This is a genomic window from Agrobacterium genomosp. 13 str. CFBP 6927, from assembly GCA_900012615.1.
Taxonomy (GTDB): domain Bacteria; phylum Pseudomonadota; class Alphaproteobacteria; order Rhizobiales; family Rhizobiaceae; genus Agrobacterium.
Map to the genome: position 1 here is coordinate 1415308 of LT009757.1, position 24928 is coordinate 1440235.

The 24928-nt window shown below is 54.2% G+C and carries 14 protein-coding genes; 8 read left to right on the forward strand and 6 right to left on the reverse strand.

What is annotated here, in order from left to right; genetic code table 11:
* Positions 1-79 precede the first annotated feature (79 nt).
* Positions 80-958, forward strand: a complete 879-nt coding sequence (locus AGR13A_RS20835) for an SDR family oxidoreductase (protein ID WP_080839117.1) — start codon at positions 80-82, stop codon at positions 956-958.
* A gap of 214 nt (positions 959-1172) precedes the next feature.
* Complete coding sequence (locus tag AGR13A_RS20840) at positions 1173-2594, forward strand: ATP-binding protein (RefSeq protein ID WP_080840378.1); 1422 nt, start codon at positions 1173-1175, stop codon at positions 2592-2594.
* A 58-nt stretch (positions 2595-2652) separates the two neighbouring features.
* Here the strand turns inward: AGR13A_RS20840 and AGR13A_RS20845 are convergent, their stop codons facing one another.
* The 3 genes from AGR13A_RS20845 to AGR13A_RS20855 all read right to left on the reverse strand — a co-directional run bounded on the left by AGR13A_RS20845 (position 2653) and on the right by AGR13A_RS20855 (position 5206).
* On the reverse strand, positions 2653-3399 hold the full coding sequence (locus AGR13A_RS20845) for a response regulator (protein WP_080839119.1): 747 nt from the start codon (positions 3397-3399) through the stop codon (positions 2653-2655).
* A 157-nt stretch (positions 3400-3556) separates the two neighbouring features.
* Positions 3557-4375: a MipA/OmpV family protein gene (locus AGR13A_RS20850; protein WP_308400308.1), complete on the reverse strand. Its 819-nt coding sequence runs from the start codon at positions 4373-4375 to the stop codon at positions 3557-3559.
* A 201-nt stretch (positions 4376-4576) separates the two neighbouring features.
* Entirely contained in the window at positions 4577-5206 is a 630-nt protein-coding gene (locus AGR13A_RS20855; RefSeq protein ID WP_080839124.1) for a fused DSP-PTPase phosphatase/NAD kinase-like protein, read from the reverse strand.
* 288 nt (positions 5207-5494) lie between these two features.
* Between AGR13A_RS20855 and AGR13A_RS20860 the strand changes: the two genes are divergently transcribed.
* The 5 genes from AGR13A_RS20860 to AGR13A_RS20880 all read left to right on the forward strand — a co-directional run bounded on the left by AGR13A_RS20860 (position 5495) and on the right by AGR13A_RS20880 (position 14749).
* Entirely contained in the window at positions 5495-8131 is a 2637-nt protein-coding gene (locus AGR13A_RS20860) for a glycosyltransferase family 39 protein (RefSeq protein WP_080839126.1), read from the forward strand.
* A gap of 207 nt (positions 8132-8338) precedes the next feature.
* Positions 8339-9373, forward strand: coding sequence for an efflux RND transporter periplasmic adaptor subunit (locus AGR13A_RS20865; RefSeq protein ID WP_308400351.1), 1035 nt, complete (start codon positions 8339-8341; stop codon positions 9371-9373).
* Positions 9370-12450: an efflux RND transporter permease subunit gene (locus AGR13A_RS20870; protein ID WP_080839131.1), complete on the forward strand. Its 3081-nt coding sequence runs from the start codon at positions 9370-9372 to the stop codon at positions 12448-12450. The genes AGR13A_RS20865 and AGR13A_RS20870 overlap by 4 nt, the downstream gene beginning before the upstream one ends.
* A 235-nt stretch (positions 12451-12685) precedes the next feature.
* Positions 12686-13876 (forward strand): patatin-like phospholipase family protein, encoded by a 1191-nt coding sequence (locus AGR13A_RS20875; RefSeq protein ID WP_080839133.1) that lies wholly within the window; start codon positions 12686-12688, stop codon positions 13874-13876.
* A 12-nt stretch (positions 13877-13888) separates the two neighbouring features.
* A complete protein-coding gene (locus AGR13A_RS20880) occupies positions 13889-14749 on the forward strand; it encodes a DUF3313 domain-containing protein (protein ID WP_308400309.1) in 861 nt (286 codons plus the stop codon).
* A gap of 405 nt (positions 14750-15154) precedes the next feature.
* On the opposite strand, the gene AGR13A_RS20885 is transcribed toward AGR13A_RS20880, so the two are convergent.
* The 3 genes from AGR13A_RS20885 to AGR13A_RS20895 all read right to left on the reverse strand — a co-directional run bounded on the left by AGR13A_RS20885 (position 15155) and on the right by AGR13A_RS20895 (position 22551).
* Entirely contained in the window at positions 15155-16411 is a 1257-nt protein-coding gene (locus tag AGR13A_RS20885; RefSeq protein ID WP_080839135.1) for a hypothetical protein, read from the reverse strand.
* Between the two features lie 66 nt (positions 16412-16477).
* Positions 16478-19381 (reverse strand): MAC/perforin domain-containing protein, encoded by a 2904-nt coding sequence (locus AGR13A_RS20890; RefSeq protein ID WP_167377608.1) that lies wholly within the window; start codon positions 19379-19381, stop codon positions 16478-16480.
* A gap of 62 nt (positions 19382-19443) precedes the next feature.
* Positions 19444-22551, reverse strand: coding sequence for an IPT/TIG domain-containing protein (locus AGR13A_RS20895; protein WP_080839141.1), 3108 nt, complete (start codon positions 22549-22551; stop codon positions 19444-19446).
* Between the two features lie 384 nt (positions 22552-22935).
* On the opposite strand from AGR13A_RS20895, the gene AGR13A_RS20900 reads away from it, so the two are divergent.
* Entirely contained in the window at positions 22936-24888 is a 1953-nt protein-coding gene (locus tag AGR13A_RS20900) for a sensor histidine kinase (protein ID WP_080839143.1), read from the forward strand.
* Positions 24889-24928: the final 40 nt, after the last annotated feature.

The window sequence follows — 24928 nt, forward strand, 5'->3', positions numbered from 1 at the left end:
ACGACACCGGCAAGGGAGAGGCTCATCGTCTGTCTTGGTCCATCACATTCTCCGTCAAACTCTCTTATCAGGAGCGCATATGCTTGTCGCAGTCACTGCCGCATCGGGACAATTGGGTCGTAAAGTCGTTAAAAGCCTGCTTGAAAAACTGCCGGCATCAGACATCGTTGCAATCGTGCGTGAACCCGCTCGTGCTGCCGATCTGGGCGTTGCCGTTCGCGTTGCCGACTATAGGGATCCTGCCGCGCTTCGAGCAGCCCTTGCTGGCGTCGAAAGGGTTCTCTTGATCTCCGGCAGCGCGGATTTCGGAAAACGTGCCGCTGAGCACGAAAATGTCGTGAACGCCGCAAAAGCGGCCAATGTCGGGCGGATCGTCTATACGAGCATCCTGCACGTGGATGAATGGTACCTGCCAATCGCCGAGGATCATCGGAGAACAGAAGCCTTTCTCATGATTTCCGATATTCCTTTCACGATACTGCGCAATGGCTGGTATTGGGAAAATCACACTTTCAGCGCTGTAGCCGCACTTGAGAACGGCGTTTTGCTCGACGCCGTCGGAAACGGTAGAATATCCTGGGCTTCCCGCCGGGATTTCGCAGACGCGGCCGCCGCCGTGTTGGTGAATGAAGGTCATACAGGTAAAATCTATGAGCTTGCAGGTGACACTTCCCACACACTGGATGATCTCGCCTTCGAGGTTTCCCGGCAAACTGGAAAACCCTTGATATACAGGGATCTCAGCGAAGCAGAGCTCGCGGATTTTTTTCACAGGATCGGTATGCCGGCGGATTTCGCCGCTATATTGGCCGAAACCAATGCTAAAGGTCTGCGGAAAAATATTCTGCGTGACGACAGTGCTACCCTATCGACGCTGATCGGGCGTCCCACGACAAGTCTTGGTGAAGCGGTGGACGAGGCATTGAGATCTCGTCCTGTGGCTACGGTTCTTCCCTGATCCAACGTTAATAAATAAAAATAACTATATACGTGACATTGCGTGGCATTTCTTCTCATAGTGAGTTGGCTGCAAATTGGTGATTTTCCCTTGAGTACGAGGGAATCGTCGTTCTGAGATCCTTTCGGATCGGCCGGATTTTTAGATTCGCCGGAACTAGACGATCCCACCTCGCCTCGTCGGGAAATTTGCTCTTATGGTAGGGGTACCTTTGATGTTGGCGCGTTTTTTGGCGGGGTCCATTCACAGGCAATTGGTAGCTTTGGCCGTGGGGCCGGTGATGTTGCTGGTCCTGCTCGGGACCATCAGTGAAAGCTTGATGGTGCAGGATTCGGAAAGCATTTCTCAAGCACGCACCGTCGCCATGCGTATCGAAATGGCTCGCGACATGATGTTGTCCGCTGCCACGACAGAGGAGAGGCGCGAAGTCCTCAACGCCGTGACCAAGAGTGGATTGGCGATTCATGAGGTTCCTGTCGCAGAAGCTTTTGGGGGCGTGCAACCAGCGGTGACCGACGACTTCATGTCGGAGATACTGAAGAATCTCCCGTCCGACCTCAAAGCCAAGCTTGGTGGTACGATTGATAGCCAATCGTTGAAGAACGTGCTTCTTGTCACTCTTGACGATAAGAACGCCCTTGCCATCGTGCCGCCGCCTCCAGTCTCCGATTCATGGATTACGGATCGGCAGGTTTCCGGTTTTCTCAAGACGCTCGCTGTTTTTGTACCGGTTATCCTCCTCTCTCTCTTTGGAAGCCGCATGATAGCTTCGCCATTGTTGCAATTCGCGCGCGAGGCTCAAAAACTTGATCCGGGGAATGGACCTGAACATCCTTTCGAGGAAAAAGGCGCTCTGGAAGTCCGGCTCCTTGCCAGATCCCTGAACGACATGCGAAGCCGCGTGCGGGCGATGATCGATGCGCGCACACGCATGCTGCGTGCCATAAGTCATGACCTGCGCACGCCGCTCACCCGCTTGCGTCTGAGAGCCGAACGCTCCACGCAACCGGAACTGCGCAGCGCGCTTTTGGCGGATATAGATTCACTGACGATGATGATGGAGGAAACGCTTACCTACTTGCGGCGGGACAAATCGCGCGACGAGCTGCTTAAAGTCGACCTGCCGAGCCTGCTCGTCACCGCCTGCAACGATTTTGCCGATATGGGGCATTCCGTCAGCTATCAGGGACCGAAGCGCTTCACCTACCGGTGCCGGCCGCATCAACTAAAGCGCGCAATCGCCAATCTGATCGAAAACGCTACCAAATTTGCTGAAAACGTGATTGTGGAGCTTGCTTTCGCGGAAGATGGCGCTCCAATCATCCGGGTATCGGACGATGGTCCGGGGATACCTCCGGAACACCGCTCCGCCGTTCTGGAGCCTTTTTTTAAACTCGATGCCGCGCGGAGTGATCGTGGAGGTTTCGGACTGGGGTTGTCCATTGTCCATGATACCGTTCAGGCCCATTTGGGCGATATGAGGCTGGCGGAGGCGCTGCCACATGGGCTTCTGGTGGAGATAAACCTACCGGCACAAGGCAATACAAAAATAACGCCGCAAGAAGTGAAACGCGACGTCCAATCAAAAAAGACGGTGGGGGACGATAAGAACGGGCTCACGAAAACAAGGAGCTAAAGTCGAGCATCGAAGCGTCATGATGGCTTTGAACATGCCATCTGGAGAAATGTCGCACTCATGAGACGATGGAAACTTCCGGGGTGAAGATGTAGCCGCCAAGGCGAACTGTTTTGATCAGCGTCGGATCCTTGTAGTTGGGCTCGATCTTCTGGCGAACACGGCTGACGTGAACATCTATGCTGCGCTCGACCGGTCCCGCCGAACCTGCATGGGTTCGTACCAATATTTCCTGTCTCGTCATAACCTGGCGGGGGTTACGGCAAAAGACCAACAGAACATCGAACTCCGCTGTCGTGAGCGATACGTGGACACCGTCTCCATCCGTCAACTCGCGTGTGACGGGGTCGATCCGCCATCCCGCGAACGCCATGGCTTCTTCGGGCGGCTTAGCCTGCGTCGAATAGGAAGATCGCCGCAGAAGCGCTTTTATTCTGGCAAGAAGCTCGCGGGAGTTAAATGGTTTGGTAACATAGTCGTCAGCACCCAGTTCAAGACCGACAACCCGGTCTATTTCTTCCGTCAACGCGGTCAGCATCAGGATCGGTGTCGTACCTGCAGCCCTGATCCTTCTACAGATGCTGAAGCCATCTTCGCCGGGCAGCATTCCGTCGAGAATGATGAGGTTGAAATCCTTCTTTTTCAGAAGTCGGTCCATCTCAATAGCGGATCCAACAGTCTCGGCAACATAGCCGCCATCACGCATCAGATCGAACAACATGCTGGCAATATCCCGATCATCTTCAACGATCAGAATCCTGACGGGTACTGCTGCGGGAGTCTTGTCGAAGGCGATATTGTTCATCGCTATACCTTGGTTGAGAACACGTTCTAAAATGGCGCAAGCTCATGCTCACGTCGGCATCCCATGAATGGTTTTGATTCACGCAAAAGCCAGACTGAAGCTCTCCAGTCTGGCCTCTATCAGACGCTCTCTAGGGACCTGTTATATTATGTCTGAGCTAAAATTTATAGCCAACAAACATCATGACCGAGGGCTGGGTTGTCTTTTGGACAACAGGACTTTTCCTTGCGTCGCCAGTGAGAAAGCCCACCTCGGCTTGACCCCGGATGAACCAGTTCTCAGAAACCATGTAGGTTACGGAGGCGGATAGATCGACTCTCTTGAAACCGGCTCCGGCATCATATGTGGCGAGGCCCGAACGGACTGATTGGTCACTGGTCACGCCGAAATAGGATTTCATATGTTTTTTATCTGCCCAGGTTGCCGATGCACCTGCGGAAAACATGAACTGGCCCGCGAAATGTGAAACCTCGGCGCCGAGCTTGCCGGTAAGACCATCGCTGCCTCCGAATGTCTTGTCAATTTCGGCAGTCAGCTCCACCGGACCCATTCGATAGGCAATGACGCCACCCAATATGCCGCCACCGTCAATGTCACCCAGGCCCCGTAGATGCGGGCTGTCGCTTTCGTCACGTCCGAAATCATATCCGCCCTTTACGCTGGCGGTGAAATTCTCGGTCTTATAGGCATCAATGAAAAGTCCGCCGGGGCTGATGCGCAGGTAATCGTTGAAGGTGGCGGATATGAAAGGCACCGGCATCACCTTGTAGTCTTTGGATCCTTCGAATTTTGGACCATAAATGGCGCCGGCCCCCACCATGACTTCCCAGTCGTGGAGTTTTCCACGCCAGCCGCCGAAGCGCTCGCCATCAAATTGTCCGGACGGCGGTACAGTCGCCTCGCTATCCATTGCATTAACGTCAGCAGCATTTGCGACATCTCGCAATGCCAGGGGCAGAGCGAGTGCGGACATCATGATCAAACCCGTATTTCTTTTTAGAGAAGACAACATATGCTCCTGGGTGGTGTTGGAATTGGGAGGCCTCGTCACAGCAGACGTCAGATTGCTCCCTATTCACTTTGGGATGGATTTTGTGTTGTTAAGATTTGTTTCGAGCGAGGGACCAGGGCGCTGGCGTGAAGGCCAGGCCGGATCGAAAGTCCTTTCGGTGAGGACTTATCTGCTGGTCTCGAACTGGATCGCTCTAAATTCGCGCCATGAGCGGAAAATCTCGTATCGTCCGATACCGGGGATCGGAACATGTCCAAAGAAAGGTGATAGCTGCAGGTCTGCCAGCAAAGGATGTATTCCATCGGACCTGGACAAATAAATCGCGGCGGCAAGGCCAGTGCGATTTGAGCCGTGTTCGCAATGGACAAGCAACGGCTTTCGGGCTGTTGTCATTAGTGATGCAAGTTTGCTCATCTCCTCCAGTGAAGGGCCGCGAGCGGATGACATCGGCATATGAATAAATGTAATGCCATGTTCGCGAGCGGCCTGTTCCTCTATACGGAACCACTCACCCTTTTCCTCGTCCCTGAGATTGATGATCGTATTGATTCCAAACCGCTGCCGGTAGTCTGCAATGTCTTCGGCGTCCGGCTGAGCGGATCGGTAAAACTCACCTTCGAGTACCTCGTGAAAGTTCCCGACGAGTTGCTGCAGCCCCATGTTGAGGGCTAAAACGATGATAATCGCGAGGAAAGACGCCGATAGAGAACAAAGCAATTTTCGCGCAGCCTCCGATATTCCCAAAAAGGTTATGGCTGCCCCGCGAAGTTGCGCGTGGCGATGAGAGAAAAACATGAAGAATAAATCCGGATGTGTGCCCAGTACTGGAACTGGTACTTAGCCGCGCAGTCAGCGAACTTGTGTTTGATGATATTAAGAAATATTGCGGCTCTGCTCACCGGGGACTGCCGGGTTTCACAAGGGCGCGCAAAAAGCCGACTGCCGGCGTCGGCGCAGCCGGCCGCAACAAATCCGAGCGTGCGTTAACAACACTTAAAACCGCCAGGTCATGAGAACGGTTAGGTCCGGACGACAGCGCATCGAACCGCCGATTGCGTCATCGCTTCCTACCTGGAGAATGTAATGTTTTCATATCTGGCATCGCCGGGCCTGGCGCATCAGGCCCGAGGACACGTTGCCGTGTCCGAACTTGAACAAGTGCGTCCCGCCGTTTCGATCATCATCCCAACTCTCAATGAAGTCGACAATATTGAGACAACCATCAATGATGTTCTCGAAGAGGTTGCGCCGTGTTTTGATTTCGAGATCTTGGTGGCGGACGGGGGATCGACCGACGGCACACGAGAACGCGTCCGCGATATGGCAGGGCATCATGCCGTGCGGCTTGTCGATATCCCTGCGCCAGGAGGGCTTGCAGAAGACGTGTTTGTCGCAGCGAGGAGCGCGATCTATCCGGTAATCGTGGTTCTTGATGCAGATGGAAGCCATCCTGCCTCATTTATAAAAGATATTGTTTATCCCGTTGCCAAGGGCGATTGCGATATGGCGGTTGCAAGCCGTTATGTCGAAGGCGGAACGGTCAGCAACTGGCCACTGCACCGCCGCGTGCTGTCGCGTCTAGGCGCCGCATTTGCCGCGCCGTTCACTGATATCCGCGATCCGCTTTCGGGGTTTTTCGCACTCCGACGCGACCGTCTGCTGTCGACGGGCGCGCGGGCCAAGGGTTTCAAGATCGGATTGGAGGCGGTGGTTGCCGGCGGAGACGCACTGCGGGTGAGGGAACTACCTATCCCCTTCCAGGATCGACTCAACGGGACATCCAAGATTGGTCTGGGTCAGTTTACGGCCTATTTCGAACAGTTGGTACGTTTCTCAAGAGGAACGGTATCGGGCGGCACTATACACCGCTTCGCCTCGGTAGGGATGGCTGGTTTCGTTCTGGATTTTTTTGTCGTTGCGGCAATGCGCGCATTTGGCGCAGATATCGTGGTTGCTCACATCTGCGGCTTTTGCCTTGCCGCGCTTTTTAACTACGCTGCCAACGCGAAATGGTCTTTCGAAGGCCGCGGCCGCGATGAACTACGGTTCTTTCGGTTCCTGATCGTCGCAGCGCTTGCCCTATCGATGCGCGGTGGCCTCATCGCGACAAGCGCCGATCTCGGCCTGCCATTTTTCTGGATAGCGTTAGCGGGCATCGGTGGCGGCGGTATCGTGAGCTACCTTGGGAATGAGTTTTACGTCTTCCGCAATGCGACATCTGCCGCTTCCGCAGTGCCGTGGAAACTGGCGGCCATCGCCATTGCCGCTTACGTTTTTGTCTTGAAAATTGTCTATCAGGGCAGTGTCGATCTGATGCCCCAGGAAGCCTATTACTGGAATTACGCGCAGCACCCCGCTCTGAGCTATCTCGATCACCCTCCCATGATCGCCTGGCTCATCTCGGCCGGCACTGCGATCTTTGGCGATAGCGAATTCGGAGTACGGGCGGGAGCGGCGCTCGCATGGCTCATGACCGCCCTTTTTGCATGCGGACTGGCAGCGAACCTTTACGGACGAAGCGTAGCGTTTCTCGTCCTTCTTCTTATCTCCTGTCTGCCATTCTTCTTCACCATCGGCCTTTTGGCGACGCCGGAGGCTCCTCTTGCTGCCGCTTGGGCGGGCGCACTCTATTATCTCGAACGTGCATTGATGAAGAGCCGAAAAAGAGCGTGGCTGGGCGCGGGTATCTGCATAGGTGTCGGCCTCCTGTCAAAATACACCATCGCTCTGCTAGGCCCCGCCACCATCGTGTTCATGATCATCGACCCGTCTTCGAGACGCTGGTTCCTGACGAAATGGCCATATCTTTGCGCGATACTCGCCATTGCCGTCTTTTCGCCCGTCATAATCTGGAATGCGGCCAACGATTGGGTATCGTTCCAGTTTCAGGGAAGCCGGAGATGGTTTGATGAAGACCTCCGGTTTTCGACGCCCAAGCTCCTCGGCTTCATCGCAGCGGTCCTTGGTCCTCTCGGCGTCGGGCTCGCAATAGGAGCTTTTAAAGCATTGCTGCGTCCCGCAGGGGAGAAGCGTGCGCAGGCCGTGTTCGGTCTCGTCTTCTGCGTCGTTCCGCTTTTTGTGTTCCTGATCTTTAGCCTGTTTCATAGCGTCAAGCTGAATTGGACAGGTCCTGTCTGGCTCGCGCTTTTACCCGGCATGGCGCATGTCCTCTTGAGTGCAATACAGAAACGGGCGGTGCCGCCTTCCGTCGCCGGCGTGAAGGTTGCCATTGCTGTCAGTGTTCTGGTTTGCGGGCTTTGCCTTCATTATCTAGCGCTCGGCTTGCCCTTTGTTGGTTATTCCGGAACGTTGCGCGGGTTACCGGTCGCATGGGAGGAGTTTGTCGAAGGGGCAGAGCAGATCAAAGCCAAGATCACCGCCGAGACCAGACAAAATCCATTGCTAGTCGGGATGGATTCGTATGGCATTGCGAGCCAACTTGCCTTCTATCGTAGCTCGCAGACAATCTCGAAAGACATCACCAGTGAAAATCTGATTGGCGGAAATGGTCTGATGCACCGCTTCTGGTGGGGTGACCGTTTGCCGATTGGCCGGGTTGTCATCATGTACGGGTTGAAGGAGGGCACTCTTTCTCCCGACGGCCTGGAGCGGCAGTTTGAAAAACTCGGACCGATTGAGCGGCGGGTCGTTCGGAAAAACGGCGCCGTGGCCGGCCATTTCTTTTATCGCGTCGGTTATGGTTTTCGTCAGCGGGATTGATCACGGGCGCGGCGAGCCTTCCCGCTCAAACAAACGCCAGCGGACACTCGACTTAATCTAACTTAACCGAACTTGACCTTACTTCACGCCCGATCCGCTAAACCATCTTCAAGCGGCGCGCGCTCGTGCCGATGCTTCTCAGGCAGAGCCACAAGGAACTTTATACTGATGCATTCGATGAAATTTGTGCTCGCGCTTTTTCTGAGCATGAACATTCTGTTCGTTTCAAGCTCGGCTATTGCGCAAGGTGATGAAGCGGCGACGCTCACAGTCACGCTGACCAGACCGGTGCAGCGGCAGTGGCCGGAGACCGTGCCGGCCAGCGGCTGGCTCAAACCGTGGCATGAGGCAATTATCGCGGCGGAAGCAAACGGGCTGCGCGTGACGGAGGTCCTTGCGGATGTTGGTTCGGTCGTCTCGCGTGGACAGCCGCTTGTCAAGCTCACAGATGAAACCGTGCGGACTGAGCTTCGCAAGGAAGAGGCGGCCCTTGCGTCGGCGCAGGCTGCTCTTGCCAAGGCGAAATCGAACGCGGACCGTGCACGTAAGGTGGGTGAAAGCGGTGCAATTTCTGAAGAGAAGGCAACGGACTATCTTATTGCCGAACAAACAGCCGTTGCCGGCGTTGCTTCCGCCGAAGCTGCCCTGGATAGTCAGAGGATCAAACTCGCTCAGACGACGATCCGTGCCGTCGATGACGGGGTGGTTACCTCGCGCTCAGTGCAACTCGGTAGCGTTGTCTCGCCTGGAACGGAACTTTTTCGAATTATCCGCCAGCGGAAGATCGAATGGCAATCGGAAGTGTCCGCACGGTATCTTAACCGCATAAAAGAGGGGCTGCCTGCCAGAATTGCCCAACCCGGTGGTCAACTGGTCAAAGGCGTTGTCCGTCTCGTCAGTCCCACGATAAGCACCGATACTGGCCGGGCGCTTGTGTATGTCGAATTGCCGCGAGACGCACAAAACACTTCTGGTCTTTACGTCACCGGCTGGATTGAACTCGAGACCATAACGGCGCTTACCTTGCCAGAAACCGCGCTCGTGATGCGTGATGGCATCGCATATGTTTTCACCGTCGACACAGACGGACGCACCTCTCGTATTCGTGTGGAAACGGGGCGTCGCAATGACGGCGAAGTCGAAATCGTGTCTGGTCTGAAGAATACCGCAAAGGTGGTTTCGTCCGGCGGCGCTTTTCTGTCGGACAGGGCCGTCGTACGCGTCGAAGGTGAAGTGCGATGAATTTCTCCTCTCTGTCGATCCGCAACCCCGTTCCGGCCATCCTGCTGTTCATTCTTTTGACTGTTGGCGGTCTTCTCGCCTTTGATCGGCTTGCAGTACAGAATTTTCCCGACATGGATGTGCCAACCGTTCAGGTTAACGCGACCCTTGAAGGTGCTGCGCCAGCACAGCTGGAAACTGAGGTCGCACGCAAAATTGAGGACAAGCTTGCTTCGTTGAACCGGCTCGACCACGTCACGACGACGATCTCGGATGGCAGCGTCATGATCAACGTCTCGTTCGAAATCGGAAAAAACAGTGAGGAGGCCCTGAACGAGGTGCGTAATGCCGTCGATAGCGCGAGCGGCGACCTTCCCTCGGAAATGACCACGCCGAGCGTCACCAAAATAACAGTCCAAGGGTCACCCTTGCTTACTTATGCGGTTCGCTCCAGCACGCTCAACGAAACCGAGCTTTCCTGGTTCGTCGACAATGAGATGACGAAGGCGTTGCTTGCCGTCTCCGGCGTCGGACAAGTCAGTCGGGTGGGCGGCGTCAATCGCGAGGTGCAGGTGGACCTTGATCCGAAGGTCATGGCAACACTAGGGCTCAGTGCGGCGGCAGTCTCGTCACAGCTTCGATCGGTACAGGCGGATACATCCGGCGGCCGTGGGGAAATTGGTGGGAGCACGCAATCGATCCGCACACTTGGCGCCGTCGCGTCTATTGAAGAATTGGAAGCGCTTGCCATACCACTCCCGGGCGGCGCGCGGGTCAGACTGAGTGAAATTGCCACCGTAAAAGACAGTTTCGCTGAGCGTTCGTCAATTGCCTATCTCAACGGTGGACGTATCGTTGCCGTTCAGGTCAAGCGCTCAAACGGGTTTTCGGATCTCGGCGTCGCTGAAGAACTGCAAAGGGCGATGAAGGATTTTGCCGCCGTCAATCCCGATGTCGAGATTGTTGAAGCCAATAGCACCATCGGCCCCATCATTGAGAACTATGAGGGTTCGATGCACATGCTTTACGAGGGCGCAATTCTTGCTGTCGTCGTGGTTTGGCTGTTTCTCAGGGACTGGCGGGCAACTTTCCTTTCCGCTGTAGCTCTGCCCCTGTCTGTCATTCCCACGTTCCTCGTGATGTATTTTGCTGATTTTAGTCTCAATACCGTGACGCTGCTCGCATTGTCGCTAGTTGTTGGAATTCTCGTGGATGATGCGATTGTCGAAGTCGAAAATATCGCACGACATTTATCGATGGGAAAAAAGCCCAGGGAAGCTGCGCTTGAGGCAGCAGACGAAATCGGTCTTGCGGTTATTGCAACCACATTGACGCTCGTTGCCGTGTTCTTGCCGACGGCGTTCATGAGCGGGATTCCAGGCCTTATTTTCCGTCAGTTTGGTGTAACCGCATCCGTTGCCGTGCTGGCCTCGCTGGTTGTTGCGCGCCTGCTGACCCCGATGATGGCGGCCTACATGATGAAAGTGCATCCCGTCGAACAAAAAGACGGGCGCATCATGAAAACCTATGTCTCCTTCGTCAAAACATGTCTTCAGCATCGAATGGCGACCTTGCTGTGCGTGTGCCTGTTTCTCGGCTTGTCGCTTGCGACGATACCGATGCTGAGTTCAGCCTTTCTTCCCGCATCGGACGATGCGCAGACCCAGGTGACTTTGACACTGCCACCGGGCAGCGCGATCGAGCAAACTGACGCCTTGACGGGGCGCGCCACAAAGATTCTTTCCGATATGCCTGATGTGACCCGAGTGTTTTCTTCTGTCGGAAGCGCCACCTCCAGTGATCTGATAGATTCCTCAACGATAAGTGACACCGCAATCGCCACGCTCGTGGTTGATCTGAAAAAGATCGGTGAGCGAAAGCGTAAGCAGCACGAGATCGAGGGCGATATTCGCCAGGCACTTGCCGTGCTGCCGGGGGCAAGGATCGAGGTGGGTGCCGGAGGCAGCGGCAGAACGCTTGATATTACGCTCGCCAGTGATGATTCCAACCTTCTTGAGCAGGCGGCTGCGGCTTTGGAGGAGCAGTTGAGGGCCTTGAAAGGGATAGGCGCGGTTACATCCAGTGCCTCCTTGCAGGCTCCCGAAATCCAGATCATCCCGCACCTTGACCGCGCAGCTGCTCTCGGCATTACGCCGCAAGCGATCTCCGACACCGCGCGTATTGCGACAGGTGGTGACTATTCATCCGCCCTTGCAAAAATGAATCTTCCTCAACGCCAGCTTTCTATTCGTGTGCGGTTCGATCCATCCAATCGCATGACATTTGATGACATCGCCAGCCTCCGCATTGCCGGCGCAAGGGGCAGTGTCGATCTCGGTTCGGTCGCCGATATTCGCATGGGCGGAAGCCCCTCGGAAATCAATCGTATTGACCGCTCGCGAAATGTGACGCTGACAATAGAGCTCAACGGCCGTATTCTTGGTGAGGTTTATAGCGAGGCGCAATCCCTTCCGGCATTGCGGAACCTTCCCGATGGCGTTCGGCTCATTGAGCAAGGTGATCTGGAACGTAGTTCCGAGTTATTTGGAAGCTTCGCCATTGCGATGGCGATCGGCGTATTCTGCATTTATGCCGTTCTTGTACTGCTCTTTCATGATTTCCTGCAGCCGCTGACGATCCTTATGGCACTTCCGCTTTCTCTCGGCGGCGCATTGCTGCCTTTGATACTGACCGGAACCAGTTTTTCCATGCCGGTGGTTATTGGGCTGCTTATGCTGATGGGAGTAGTGACAAAAAATTCTATCCTGCTGGTCGAATATGCGATCATGTCGCGCAGGGCCGGGTTCTGCCGTTTCGAGGCGCTTGTCGACGCATGTCATAAGCGTGCCCGGCCGATCGTCATGACAACGATTGCCATGGGTTGCGGCATGCTTCCTGTGGCGCTGAGCTTAAGTGGCGGTGACCCGAGCTTTCGCCAGCCCATGGCAATCGTCGTCATTGGCGGGCTGATCACCTCTACTGTTCTGAGCTTGGTTGTGATCCCTGTCATCTTTACCTTTGTCGATGACTTCCTCGAACTTTTACGGCGGGTATTTCACGCCGGGTCTGTGAGGAAACGGTCTGTGTCGGTGTTCTGAGCATCTGGTCTTGGTCTCGATGCTACGGCCCAACAATTCTTAACAATAGAAAATCCAAGGCAATGCCGAAACCGGGACTATGTCCGCAGGGATATTCCTGAGGTTCGAGAGCGTGAATTACCAAATCTTTTCAAACACACACCGCGTCAGCAAGCCAGTCGCCATTGAAGATGCGAGCGACGGGGTAAAGGTCGTTTCCTGCTTCCATCATGGCCAATAGGTGGTTGTGACGAATATGCGTCTGTTCCTGCTTCTGTTCGCTCTCAGTCTTCTTACCAGCTGCATGTCTCCGACACGCATTCCGTATGGATCATATGCTGCATCGGCGGCGATGGTGGACGGCTTTACGGATATTCGCATTTATGCGGATGCAAGCGACAACCTGCCGAATGATCGCGCGTGGCTTCCCGCTTCAAAACACAAGGAAATTAATTACCTCGTTCTGTCGGGCGGCGGGGCGGGTGGCGCCTTCAGCGTTGGAGCCCTGAAGGCGTGGTCTGATGTGGGAGGGCGCCCCGAATTCGACATCGTCAGTGGCGTCAGCACAGGCGCGCTTATCGCTCCTTACGCCTTCCTTGGCTCCGAATACGATAGCACGCTTGTCGATTTGTATACGAGTGGTGTCGCTGAAAAGCTGGTTGACATGGATTTTCTGCCAAGGGGCCTGCTTGGTCCAAGTCTTCTGAAGCAGGAGCCCCTTCGACGAATGGTCGAACGGTACATGACCCGCGAGGTGTTGGCGAAAATCGCGGCCGAGCATCGCAAAGGACGACGGTTGTTGGTGCTGACCTCCAATCTTGATTCCCAGAGAGCGGTAATCTGGAACATGGGCGCCATCGCCAACAGCAACAGGACTGACGCCCTGAAGCTTTTCCAGGATATTCTCATCGCTTCGGCCAGTATCCCCGGCCTTTATCCGGCGGTGCTTATCAAGGCGCGTTCGGGTGGACAGGTATTCGAGGAAATGCATTCCGACGGTGGGTCCGCTTCGCAGATATTTGCATTTCCGGAAGGCTGGATCGCAAATGCTGACAGGGGCGCATGGCCAACGGGGCAGAAATTCAACATGTACATCCTCGTGAACAACACGTTGATGCCAGAGTTCGCGATGACCACGAACAACACCTTTCTCGTCATGGCGCGCGCCAGTTCCTTCCTCATCAAAGCACAGACCCGTAGCGCTCTGCTGGCTACCTACGCCTATGCAAAAAAGACCGGCGTCCGGTTTCGCATGGCCTCAATCGACGTGCCGGTCTCCTATTCCATGACGGATCCTTTCAACACCGCTTACATGCGCGCTGTCTACAATCTCGGATACGCGAAAATGGTCACCGGCTCACTCTGGAAAGACAAGCCGGTATTCACGACCATTCCATCCGAGCCATCCGGCACCATCACGGCGTCGGTCGTTGCTTCACAAAAATGACAGGAGACAGAAATGTCAAACTCCCGTAGCGTCACAGCTTCCGGTAAACCGCCATATGTGTTTATGGGTCGGACCTTTTTACCTATTCTCGCTGTATCTTTCGTGACCAGCTGTGCATCTGTACCAATCGAGCAGGCAAATACGTTAGCCTCATACGATGGGCTGACATCGGCAGACGGGCTTGCGCGAAAAACGAAGTTCAAAGCTTCCGCCAGGGAACTTGCCACCGTCCGGACCATATATGTAGAACCCACTGTGGTTTCACCGGGTGCTGCTCTGTCCACACGAAACGCCTCGGACCGCGCACTCGTTGCGAACGCGATCAGCCGCTCTCTCTGTGTCGGTGTCAGTGATCGTTTTCAGGTTGTCGATACGAAAGAAGATGCGGACCTGGTAGTTCATGCGACGGTCACCCGCATTGTGCCAACAAACCCCACGGTCGCTGGCTTGTCTACAGCGACGTCGCTTGGGGCATCATTCGTAGTTCCTGTGCCAGTGCCGAGAATACCAATGGGGCTCGGAGGGCTTTCCGTTGAGGCGGAGGCTACGACGAGCGACGGCAGACAACTCGGCGCGATGGTGTGGGCAAAGGGTGCAAATGCCTTGACAACAAGTCCTCGCGCTTCGCAGATTGGTGACGCCTATTCACTTGCTAGCAGTTTTGGCAACGATTTCTCCAAGATGCTCGTTACGGGGAAAACTCCATTTAAAGGCCTGCCGAAGCTGCCTTCGTCTCAGAAGCTGAAGTCCGGTCTTGGTGGCAAGCCCAAATATCATGGTTGTGAAAAATTCGGCCGAGCACCTGGACTGAAGGATTTTGCAGCCTCCCAGGTCGGATTGCCGCCATCATGGACTGACAAGGCAGAGCGTTGAGTATTTTTGGGGGGAAATCTCCCAATTTACGCCCAAACATTCTTTCAGCCATTGAGTCCGTATTCGACGTTCGATGGGTTTTCAGTGGGAGCCTTCTCTGGCAGGTGTATTTGCACTAGGTCGATATCGTAGGGGTCACAGGTTCAATCCCTGTCACGGCGAACCTGTCATCGCCAGGTGTCAGCCAACCATTTCGCTTGCTTCGGGGCGACGCCCGCTGCTCGACAAAGGTCGACATGATAAGGATGCGTCTTGCGAGAACGCTGGCTTTCCGCAAGAGCCGAATCGCTGTCACGCCCATTGCCACGCCTTGGACCCTGATGATTGTTAAGGGCTGAGATATCCGGGTTGCGGCGAAGAAGTCGCCGCGCCGCCGCCGAGGCCACTGGAGATACCAGTCACCTCCTAAACCAGTTGTCGTTTCGGAGGGGGCGCCATACGAACCACCGCCCGGAGCAAAAAGTGATCCGAAATGTAGTTTGAACTTGCAACCGTTTTCTTCCTCGTGACGACGGGTGCTAGCTTGTTCGCGGGTTTCTTCGGAGGCGGATAAGCGACCGTCCTCCGTACGTCTAATTGACTAGACGCTTTACTCAGGAAAACTCTGTCAAGCGGTCTTCTGCCATTGCGTTGTTCTTTTGTTCCTACGGTCGTCCTCCGAACTTCACCAGTCTTGTCTTCATAAGCAAAGTGCTCGATTTTCCCGTACACATTTAGGTCGCCAATTATCAGGTCTGCGCCTCTCGCTGCTGCAGCGTCGAAATACGATTCAACTATTTCCTTGACCTTTGAATGGTTTGGTCCAGGCAGATGAGCGGAAGCTATTCTTACTGTGCTTCCGTCAGAAAACGTCCCGGATATCAAAATACCGTCTCGATACCATTCAGAATCTTGTTTTGAAAAAGTAGCGTGATTCTCAATGAGATTTTTAACAAATTCCGAGTATTTTTCATCACCGTGTAAGCGCATTGCAGCTTTTTTTATGCTGTCAAACAAAGAAATTTTTGCCTTATATTTTCCTTCTGTATTATTCTGGTCGAACTTTGGATCAGTATTGACGTAATAAATGCTATCGTAAAGCATTTTTTTATTATCTGATATCTCGTCTTCAAAAGGTTCGGAGTCTTTTTGATTTTCTGACTGGTTGTAATCAGATTTTATTTTTTTTACTGGAGATTCCCCTCGTTCCGTTTGTTTATCGTAGTTGCGAGCCATTTCCGCAGTCTTTTTTGCTTGAATTTGTCGGACTAGGTGTCTTGGCCGCTGCTCGATTTTGTCGATAATTCGCAGCGCAGATTTGATGATTGATTCATTGATTCTACGCTCGAGGATTACCCCCGCGTCCAGCCAGCTCACTGTCACGTCCACTCGGCTATAGAGACAAATTATCCATTCGCGGGTATGATTTAGCCCACCCAGCTCTACTGCCTGTCCCAATAATTCGGGAATGTCTGATAGGTTGTCCAATATTGACTGCAGCAATTCGGTAGCATCAGCCTTATCCTTTGCTTTTACCTCAAGCAATGTTCCAACAAAAGGCCTCTCTTTCGCAACGTCTGATTTCACCGAATAAAGTATTTTATCCGATATCAGCTTGGCGGCCGTGTTGCTCTTGTTCGTGTTATATTTCTCAAGATTCCAAGTGAATATGGAAAATTCCATTAGTTTTCCCGGTAGATCATCTCGATGTTGCGGATGTGAGAATATTTTTGATCACAGTTCGCGAGGCTATCGCGTGAGGAGCTTCGGCATCAGGAAGTTGGCCCGGCGATCCCAATGCAAGCCAATGGCGACAACCGTTTTTTCGTCATCTGCGATCACCGCCTGATCTGAAACGACTACATCGTCTGCACTCGATGACGAGGCGTAGTCCGATGGATCGGAGAATATCCAGTCAGATTTCGCCGCGGTACGATACATGGGGGTTAGGACGCTCGAGCCTGGGGCAAAGGCGAACCTAAACTCGGTAAGGTCATCTGAGGGAAGATATAAAAGCGCTTGTTCGAAATAGCAGTCGCCTTTCTTCTTGTCGCTCCAGATATAGCTCACCTCTTCGGAATTATCCTCGTCTAGGTCACGGTCAACGCTAATCCACCTGCAATCGCTGGAACTCTCTCTTTTCACAAACAATTCGCATCTAAGGCCCCAGCCATCCCGTCCTACGCCCCTGTTATATGCATTTAGCCGCATGCCGCGAATTTTGCCGAAGACAGGGAGCGAGATGCTGGCAAATGAATATATTTTGTGATTATGAACGGTTCCGTCCTTGGGGCAGGTAAGAACTAACGCGTTTTTGTCCGTGTTTTCGTGCTGAAGAGCACTCCAACGTTGACGAGAGCCGCTTGTTTGGTCCTGCAGGCTGATGGAATATGCGAGGCGGCTGATGCGCTCCGATCCGCCGGCGGTTGCGATCTTATCCGGCCTGGTCACCGATTTTAAGAATCCCTCACTCGTTAATGCCCATCGCTGGTGTTCACCGGCTGCCTTTGTTTTGACAGAAAGCACGTCATCGCTTCCAACTGTCAAAAGCAATCTGTTTCGAATTCCGCCGTCTGCTGCGTCGATACGGCTGACCAGCTGCCCCTCGTCAGTCATCATCCAGAGCTGGTGGGCTCCTGAAATATCAGGAAGCATAACAACGGCGCCGCCATCGGCGGCCGTTTGCAGGTTGCCGTCCTCTGCGTTGCGAATGGAGAGTACATGAGCGTTGTTTCCGGCGCGCAATTTGAACCAGCCGGCAATTCTCGTGGCCGCAGCGGCAGTCGCGCTTTTCTTGAGCGTCGCGGGACTAACCTCCGTCAGATCCCATACCTCGCTTCGACGCACAGTGGTTGATCTAGGCATGGCAACCAATTGCTGTTTCTCATTCACGGCAAGTACATAGTTTCCTTTTACCGTCGCACACTGAAAGGTTCCGGCGCCGGTGTAGTCCCACACTTGATGTTCGGTCTGGTTGAGCTGACGCAAAACAACCGGAATTTGAGCCGGCGGTTTTTTCATATCGAAGTCATCCAGCGAGACCGCGAACTCCGTACGTCCTCGCCCTCTCAGCTTGTTGGTGCGCGTAACGTAAGCGATCAAATGTCCGTCCGGGCTGATGCGCCACGTTTGAAGATCGAGAGGTTCGACGGGCGCCAGCCCGATCGCCACTCCATCTGTAAGCGAGCTATCGCTTATGGTCATTGCGGTAAGGTGCGCCTCGTTTTGCGCCACGAACCACGTTTCCACCGCCAGATCCTCGAGTTCAGAGGCATAGTCCCCGTAAAATACGAAAGCGGCATCTTCATCGAACAACAGTTCGCGCTTGGTGCGCATCGCGACAAATGTCTTCAACACCGACCAGCAATCTTTCTTGAGGTCGAGCGGGAGGACATCAATGCTCGGTATCAGGTTTTCACGCTGCACAGCGCTCCATCGACGGTAGTCCGAGAGTGAACGTATCCAGCCAGCGGCGTCTTGAACCAGCCCGCCTTCTCCCCCCATTGCATGGAAGGTCGAGGATTGACTTTCGTCCTTCGACTTGTCGTCAGACTGAATCTGCTCGGAGCGCTCCGCCGACACCTCGCTCTCGACATTCGCGGAAACTGTTTTCAGATTGGCTTTCACAGAAGCCGCAAAGCGTTCTGTCGCGTTCCTGGTCGTTTGCAGGCCATCGTATTTTTTGCTTTCGGTCGCGAAAAGGCGTCCGCCAATCAGGGTCATTGTTGGTACGAAATGGCCGAACTTTTCGAGCACTCTCTTGAGGGCTGTGAACTTGCCGTCAGCACTATCGTAATTTTTGACTGCATCCTGACAAGCGCTGATGAATTCATTGCTGGCGCAGGGTTCGCGATCGTCGAAAGACAGCTCGATGCGGGGAAGGAAAAAATTCGATGTTATAAAGACCTCTTTGCCGACCGAGCCGTCATTGGTCTGGTTTTGCTGGCCATAAGCAGCGCCGACGCCAACGCCGCCCCGTACCGCCAAACCCGCACTTGCGCTTAAGGAGAACTTTAAATTCGTAACACCGTTTTTTTGATTTTGGTGTACTGCTTCCGAAAATGTGAAGTAGTTCTCGAAATAGCCTGCAAATGCAGGTTTTCTATAGAGAGGCTTGGCGACGTTGACCGACAGGTCTTGCAATAGCGCGTCTTTACTTGGATTACCTTGTGACGCGCCTCTTTCGTCAGAGCGCTTCAGGACGTCTCTGAACCCCACCTGAACCTGATTTGCTGAATCCGTACTGATCGAAATGCCGCGATAAAAGCCGACGCGGTCAAGGAGGTCATCTCTTTGAGCCGAGTTAAGGTCGAAGAAATCCTGGCTATCGGCGAGCTGAAGGTTTGCAAGGTTCATGAGCGTCGTCTTGTCGCGCTCTGTGAACTCGTGATCCTTGACGCCCAGCTCGTCCATTTTCTCGACAAGTCTAGAAGTCAGGTCGGGTGTTGTGGTTCGTACGGCCGCAAGTATGGCTGCCCGGTCATCAGCAGCCTCCTTTTTCAGTTGCGCTTCCCTTGCCTGAAGCTCCTTGCTTGCTTCATTTAACTCCAATTCCGTCCGTCTGATGACATGCTCGCGCGAGCGTTCGCCCAATGCGGCATAACGACTATCAAAATCGTTGTGCCTGCTGCCCTTCTCGTCGCCATCCGACATCAGATACTGCTCCATTGATCGATGAAACCCTTAAAGGCTCTCAGGCCGGGCACACTTACAGGTTAAAAAATTCTGCTTGCGCCGAGCCGGGCGCCAACAGATCTCTCGCCTTCACCTTCTATATTGAAGAGCAGGCTCGCATCGAGTGTCCACAAATCGACCGTTTGCATTGACAGGCCTGCTTTAACCGTGCCGAAGGCGCCGGAGCCGTCAAGAGCGGCAACGCCTCCCGTTACTGCGAAACTGGGTTTGATCACTGATCCGTTTTCAAGGATGAAGGAGCGGGCAATCTCGGCACCGAGGCTGACGCGGAACTGCCTTGCATCGAAGCCATCGATCGTGATGGTATCGCCGGCAGCATTTCCGATCGTGTAGTCCTCGACCTTTTCCGAAAAGTACACGGCCCTGAGTTTCGGTGTCAGCGTCGCATCGTTGCCGAGATCCCATTGGCCTTCGATCGAGGTATCCGCCATCCAGCGCTTGGTATCGAATGAGCCGTCCCAGAACCGCGTATCGATGTCGTTGGATGAACCCCCATAGAGCAGGCTGCCGTTCCAGAATACGCCCTTACCGATTTCAACGGACGCGTAAGGACCGGCGAGCCAGCCATTGCCCTTCAATTCCGCGTCTTCGTCCGTTGGGCTGGTCATACGGTCGTAATGGAAGGAGAGACCAAGCAGAACCTTCTCGTTGAGGAGGTAGTCTGCCCCCATATTGAGGATGGCGAAGCTACCCCATTTGCCGCCATTAGCGTCCTTGTCGTTGTGAGCAAGGAAAGCGCCATCGATCCAGATATTGAAATTGGAAGAGAAACCGCCAGCAATACCATCGGCATTGTCGCGTGCTGATTCCATCTGCGCGAGGCTGGTGGAGACATTTAGTGTCATGCCGTTTTCGGACGGGGTCATGCGTGCAGTGACAGGATCGGTAGCCTCAGCTATGCGCCGACGCTCCAGCAGGCCCGGGACATGGATCGCCGACGAAATCATGTTCTGACGGCTCTGGACGAAGCTACGTACCAACCGATCAGTGTCGGAAGCAACCTGTTCGGCATCGTAGGCGACGTTGTAGGTCACTGTGCCGGTGTTGGAAATACCGAGCGCGCTGGTCAGTCTAAATCCGACACGGGCCTGACCCTTGTAGGCCGGGTTGGGCGTGAACTGAAGATACCATCCAACCGGTGTCGTCACTGGACCGCTCTGTGCCAGTTGCCCCTGAATAATCGTCGCTGTTCCGGCATTTGGTGGCTCTACGAAGGTCGTCTCGGCTTGCACGAACGGCCCGCCAGTGGCACCACGGTTAAGGTACACATCGGCAGGTGACGAACCGGGTTCGACATTGACGACCTTGTCAGTCACAGTCACGGCACGAGCTTTGACAGAGAGCGTGTAGCTCGCCGTACCGGTCGCTCCATTGCGGTCGCGCACCTGAACCGTGAAGGCGTAATCCTTTTCTTCTGCATCTGCCGTCAGCGGCCCTGTCAGTTCACCGGTTGACAGGTTCAACACCAAACCGTTTGGCAGGCTTCCGACTGAAAGGCCATAAACAAGAGGGTCATTTCCGCCGTTCGCGCTGATCGTCTGGTTGTAGTCCTCGCCCGCCATAGCTTCCTTCAAGGCGCCGGCAGATGGCGTAAACACAAAGCTCGTTTGCGGCGGATTGACTGTCAGCGCATAGGTTGCAGCGCCGGTCAGATTGTTGGCATCACGGACCGTGATCGTAAACTCGTATGCCCCAGCGTCCGTCGGCGTTCCGGAAATCGTTCCCGTTGCAGGGTTGACGGCGAGACCTGCAGGCACAGATCCCGATGCTCCGAACGAAAACGGCGCCGCTCCGCCTGTCAATGAAAGCGCTTGGTTGTAGGCTGCTCCGACTGTCGCGTTAGCCAATGTCCCGCTCGCCGGTGAAATGGCTATTCGCGCTGCCTCGTAGGTAAAGCCGTTGACAATGACAGCTGTGCCGCCAGGCGTGGTGACCGCTACGTTCGAGGGACCTTCCACATGTGGAGGTGTCGTTGCGGTGACCTTGGTCGGCGAAACAACGGTGACGTTCGTGGCGGCCGCACCGCCTATGCTGACGCTCGTTGCCCCCGTTAGATTGGTGCCAGTGATAGTGACTGACGTGCCGCCGGTGGTTGGACCAGAGAAGGGGCTTATACCGTCAAGAGTTGGTTCCGGCGCCACAACAGAGAGAGATACCGTTGCTGGCGTGGACGTTCCGTCGGCATTGGTGGCGGTGTAAGTGAAACTGTCCGAACCGATATATCCTGCGTCAGGTGTGTAGCTGATCGCAGTCCCTGATGCTGTTGCCGTGCCATGACTTGCCTGGGTTCCGACTGAGACGGTGGTTGCCAAACCACCTGTAATATTAAGGGTAATTGGGCTGTCGCGAGAGTCGGCTGCAACGCTTGCCGACACGGCATTGGCGACAGGCGGATTCGTTGCGACATAAGTGAAACTGTTGACCATGACGGCAGTCCCACCCGGCGTCGTGACCGCGACGTTGAATGGACCCGCTCCGTGCGCCGGTGTCGTCGCGGTGATCTTGGTCGACGAAACCACAGTAACGGCCGTTGCCGCCACGCCGCCGACGCTGACGCCCGATGCACCGGTCAGGTTGGTGCCTGTAATGGTTATGGATGTTCCGCCTGCCGTTGTACCACGATCGGGCGTGACGCTGTCCAACGTTGGTTCCGAAATCGGAGCCGAACAGACGATTGTAATCCCGCTGAGAAAGCTCTTTGCGTTAATTGTGATGGCCAGGCCGCTCGTGCTGAGTGCGGTATGGCTCCCTGAATATGTTCCAGCTGAGCCCGTGTAGGTGGAGTAGCGGTAGAAAACCGTGCTGCTGTCCGAACTGTTCAGTCTTATCTGACCGGAGTTGATCTCCGGCACGGTTTTAGGGTCTGTGCCGTTGTCCGTAAATGATACGGTGACCGATTCCCCAGCCTGGAAATCCGAGGCGCTGAACACTTTTGAGTATGAGGTGGTTCCGCTATTGCTATTCAATGCCTCGCAGGCAGACGAGAGCGCAAATGCAGGTGAAGAAAATGCTGCGAAACCTGTCACGAACAAAAATGTAAGAAAGACTATTCGTAAAAGAAATCCATGAAACAGTTTTAAGACTAATGCCTGTCTTACATGGAGTTCTTTGGCCTCTGAACCGATCATTTTCCGAAATTTTCCGTCAAATCCGCGTTTGTTGAGTGCACGTGCGGCAGCTACAGGGATCTTTAGATCGGTTTGCTCATTCCTGGTAGGACGCAATTGGAACGGTTTGGAACGGTTTGGAACGGAAATCGTGTTGGCGCGGCAACAGCCTCAACGAATGCAGGACCGCTTTTGAATTGGCGCAAGTTTGGAGTGTTGTTTTTGCCGGTGGAGCGGGTCAAGAGCATACGATATGTGAGTGTTGTTGGCTGAGCGGGTACCGCGTAGGCTGAACAGCCGTATTGCGTGCCTTGGCCGCTTTAGGACTCGATATCTTGGCTTGAGCGCAGCTGCGGCAAGCATCGGACGAAGCGAGCGTTCCTTCGTTCACGCAATGTGTGGAACATGTCGATAACGAAGGTCCCTTTAATACTGTTACTGGCAGTCTTTTTCAACGCAGCGGTCGTCAGCGCGAACGACACCTTTGCCGAAAGCCGGGTTCGAGATGTCCCATCAGGCCTTACCGGTTCCTTGTCTCTTAACGGCTCCATAGATGTGGCGCTTGTCGATCGTGAGTCTGCAAGTCTTCAGGACATGCTCGATCACCCGTCGCTCTTCTCGCCGATCGCGGGGCACGATATCAATCTGGGTTTCGTGCAGACCTCTGCCTGGATGCGATTTGCTCTTGCACTGTCTCCGCAGGCCCGCGACCCGCAAAAGCTGCTTCTCTCAATTACGCCAAATTTCACGGACGAACTGGAAATCTATGTCAGCCGCCAGAAAGGCAGCATGAGCGCTTCAGATTTTGATCGGTACGAGATGGGCGACCATTCACCGCGCTCGCAGGCGCATTTCAATACCTCAGCGAACGTTCTTCCTCTTGAGTTATGGCCTGGTCAAACAGCAGTTATATACCTAAGAGCACGCAATCTGGATGCGAGTTTGAACGTGTCCGTGGAGTTGTTGTCTCCGTCTGAGTACGAATTCAGATCGATCACTCAGAATTTGGTAAGAGGCATGTGGTTTGGGGGTATGGCGATATTGTTCGTCATCCAGTTTTTCTTCTTTTATTTCGATCGGAAGAAATTCTACATTGCTCTCGCCTTGGACATATTGGCAGTAGGTTCGACGTACTTCGGAAGCCTCGGTTTGGCGCGGCTCCTGCTTTTCAGTGAAGGCGGTCCCGGTAATGACTATCTGACCAGCAGTTCATCCTGGTTTGGTCTTGCGGCGGGCGCCCTGTCGATTGCAGGGATCCTTGATCTTCGACAACGTTACCCAAGGCTTGAACTTTTTTGTCGAGTTTCCACGACGGCTGGCCTAATTGGAGTTTTATGCGTCTTTGCAGGCGTGAATCGCTATTTTGTGACCGTAGCTGGTCCGATCATCTTGATACTGACAACATTAGCTATGGTTGTTGCTTTTGTGGATTTCAATCGGTCGCGCGACGCTCAACATGGCTTGAATTTTGCGGCATTCAGTTTGCTCTGGGCCGGTTTAATGGTGACAAACAGCCAACGCTACGGTCTCCTGCCGCTGCCGGGTTGGGTTGCCAGTTCCTATGCCGCAACCAGCATAGTTCATTTTACCTTGCTCACTGGATCGTTGGCGGTTCGCCTTCGTAAGGCGGAGGTTGCGTTGCAAGCCGAGTTGCATGCGCAGGAGCAGCAAGTTCAGTTCATGGAAGTCATTTCGCATCAATATCGGACCCCTCTAGGCGTGATACGTACCAATCTCGACAGCGTCCGACTGACATTGCCCCAAAGCGATGTCTCTAATCGTGAGAGACTGAACCGTGCGAACGGGGGGATCAAGCGGCTGGTTGAAGTACTCGAGGTGAACCTATCACGCAGCAAAATACAGGGGCCAAGTTACCGGCCGAGCTTTTTGGATACAATTGTCACGGAATTGACAGAGGTCGCAGTCAGTCATGCAGGGGACCTCCTTCCCGGCGCGACGATCAATCTGGCAGTGAGTGCGGAAGCAATAACCGCCAGGGTTCGTGCTGATCGCGAGATGCTGCGACTTGCCATTATCAATCTTCTCGAGAACGCCGCAAAATTTTCGGCTCCGCTCGGGTCTACGACGGTGGAGCTCAACGTGTTTTGCGTTGGGCAGGAAGTCTTTTTGCAGATCACGGATAACGGAATTGGTATTGGAAATGACCAGGCAAATGACCTTGTCGAGCATAGCATGCGTGGGGCAAATACGGTTCACGTAGAAGGAAGAGGCATAGGACTCTCTCTGGTAAAGCGTACTGTGGATGCCCACGGAGGACACTTCTTGCTTCGCAATCGATCAAATGGTGGCGCAGAAGCAACGATTGCTCTGCCGCTGCTAGAGCAGTTGCAAGATTGATGTTGTCGTGGACATTTTTTGACTGCCGCCGGGATGTGAA

Bases quoted from the DNA above. Each gene is read 5' to 3' on its own strand.
- AGR13A_RS20835 (WP_080839117.1), top strand. From the start codon at position 80: ATGCTTGTCGCAGTCACTGCCGCATCGGGACAATTGGGTCGTAAAGTC.
- AGR13A_RS20840 (WP_080840378.1), top strand. From the start codon at position 1,173: ATGTTGGCGCGTTTTTTGGCGGGGTCCATTCACAGGCAATTGGTAGCT.
- AGR13A_RS20845 (WP_080839119.1), bottom strand. From the start codon at position 3,399: ATGAACAATATCGCCTTCGACAAGACTCCCGCAGCAGTACCCGTCAGG.
- AGR13A_RS20850 (WP_308400308.1), bottom strand. From the start codon at position 4,375: ATGATGTCCGCACTCGCTCTGCCCCTGGCATTGCGAGATGTCGCAAAT.
- AGR13A_RS20855 (WP_080839124.1), bottom strand. From the start codon at position 5,206: ATGTTTTTCTCTCATCGCCACGCGCAACTTCGCGGGGCAGCCATAACC.
- AGR13A_RS20860 (WP_080839126.1), top strand. From the start codon at position 5,495: ATGTTTTCATATCTGGCATCGCCGGGCCTGGCGCATCAGGCCCGAGGA.
- AGR13A_RS20865 (WP_308400351.1), top strand. From the start codon at position 8,339: ATGAACATTCTGTTCGTTTCAAGCTCGGCTATTGCGCAAGGTGATGAA.
- AGR13A_RS20870 (WP_080839131.1), top strand. From the start codon at position 9,370: ATGAATTTCTCCTCTCTGTCGATCCGCAACCCCGTTCCGGCCATCCTG.
- AGR13A_RS20875 (WP_080839133.1), top strand. From the start codon at position 12,686: ATGCGTCTGTTCCTGCTTCTGTTCGCTCTCAGTCTTCTTACCAGCTGC.
- AGR13A_RS20880 (WP_308400309.1), top strand. From the start codon at position 13,889: ATGTCAAACTCCCGTAGCGTCACAGCTTCCGGTAAACCGCCATATGTG.
- AGR13A_RS20885 (WP_080839135.1), bottom strand. From the start codon at position 16,411: ATGGAATTTTCCATATTCACTTGGAATCTTGAGAAATATAACACGAAC.
- AGR13A_RS20890 (WP_167377608.1), bottom strand. From the start codon at position 19,381: ATGTCGGATGGCGACGAGAAGGGCAGCAGGCACAACGATTTTGATAGT.
- AGR13A_RS20895 (WP_080839141.1), bottom strand. From the start codon at position 22,551: ATGATCGGTTCAGAGGCCAAAGAACTCCATGTAAGACAGGCATTAGTC.
- AGR13A_RS20900 (WP_080839143.1), top strand. From the start codon at position 22,936: ATGTCGATAACGAAGGTCCCTTTAATACTGTTACTGGCAGTCTTTTTC.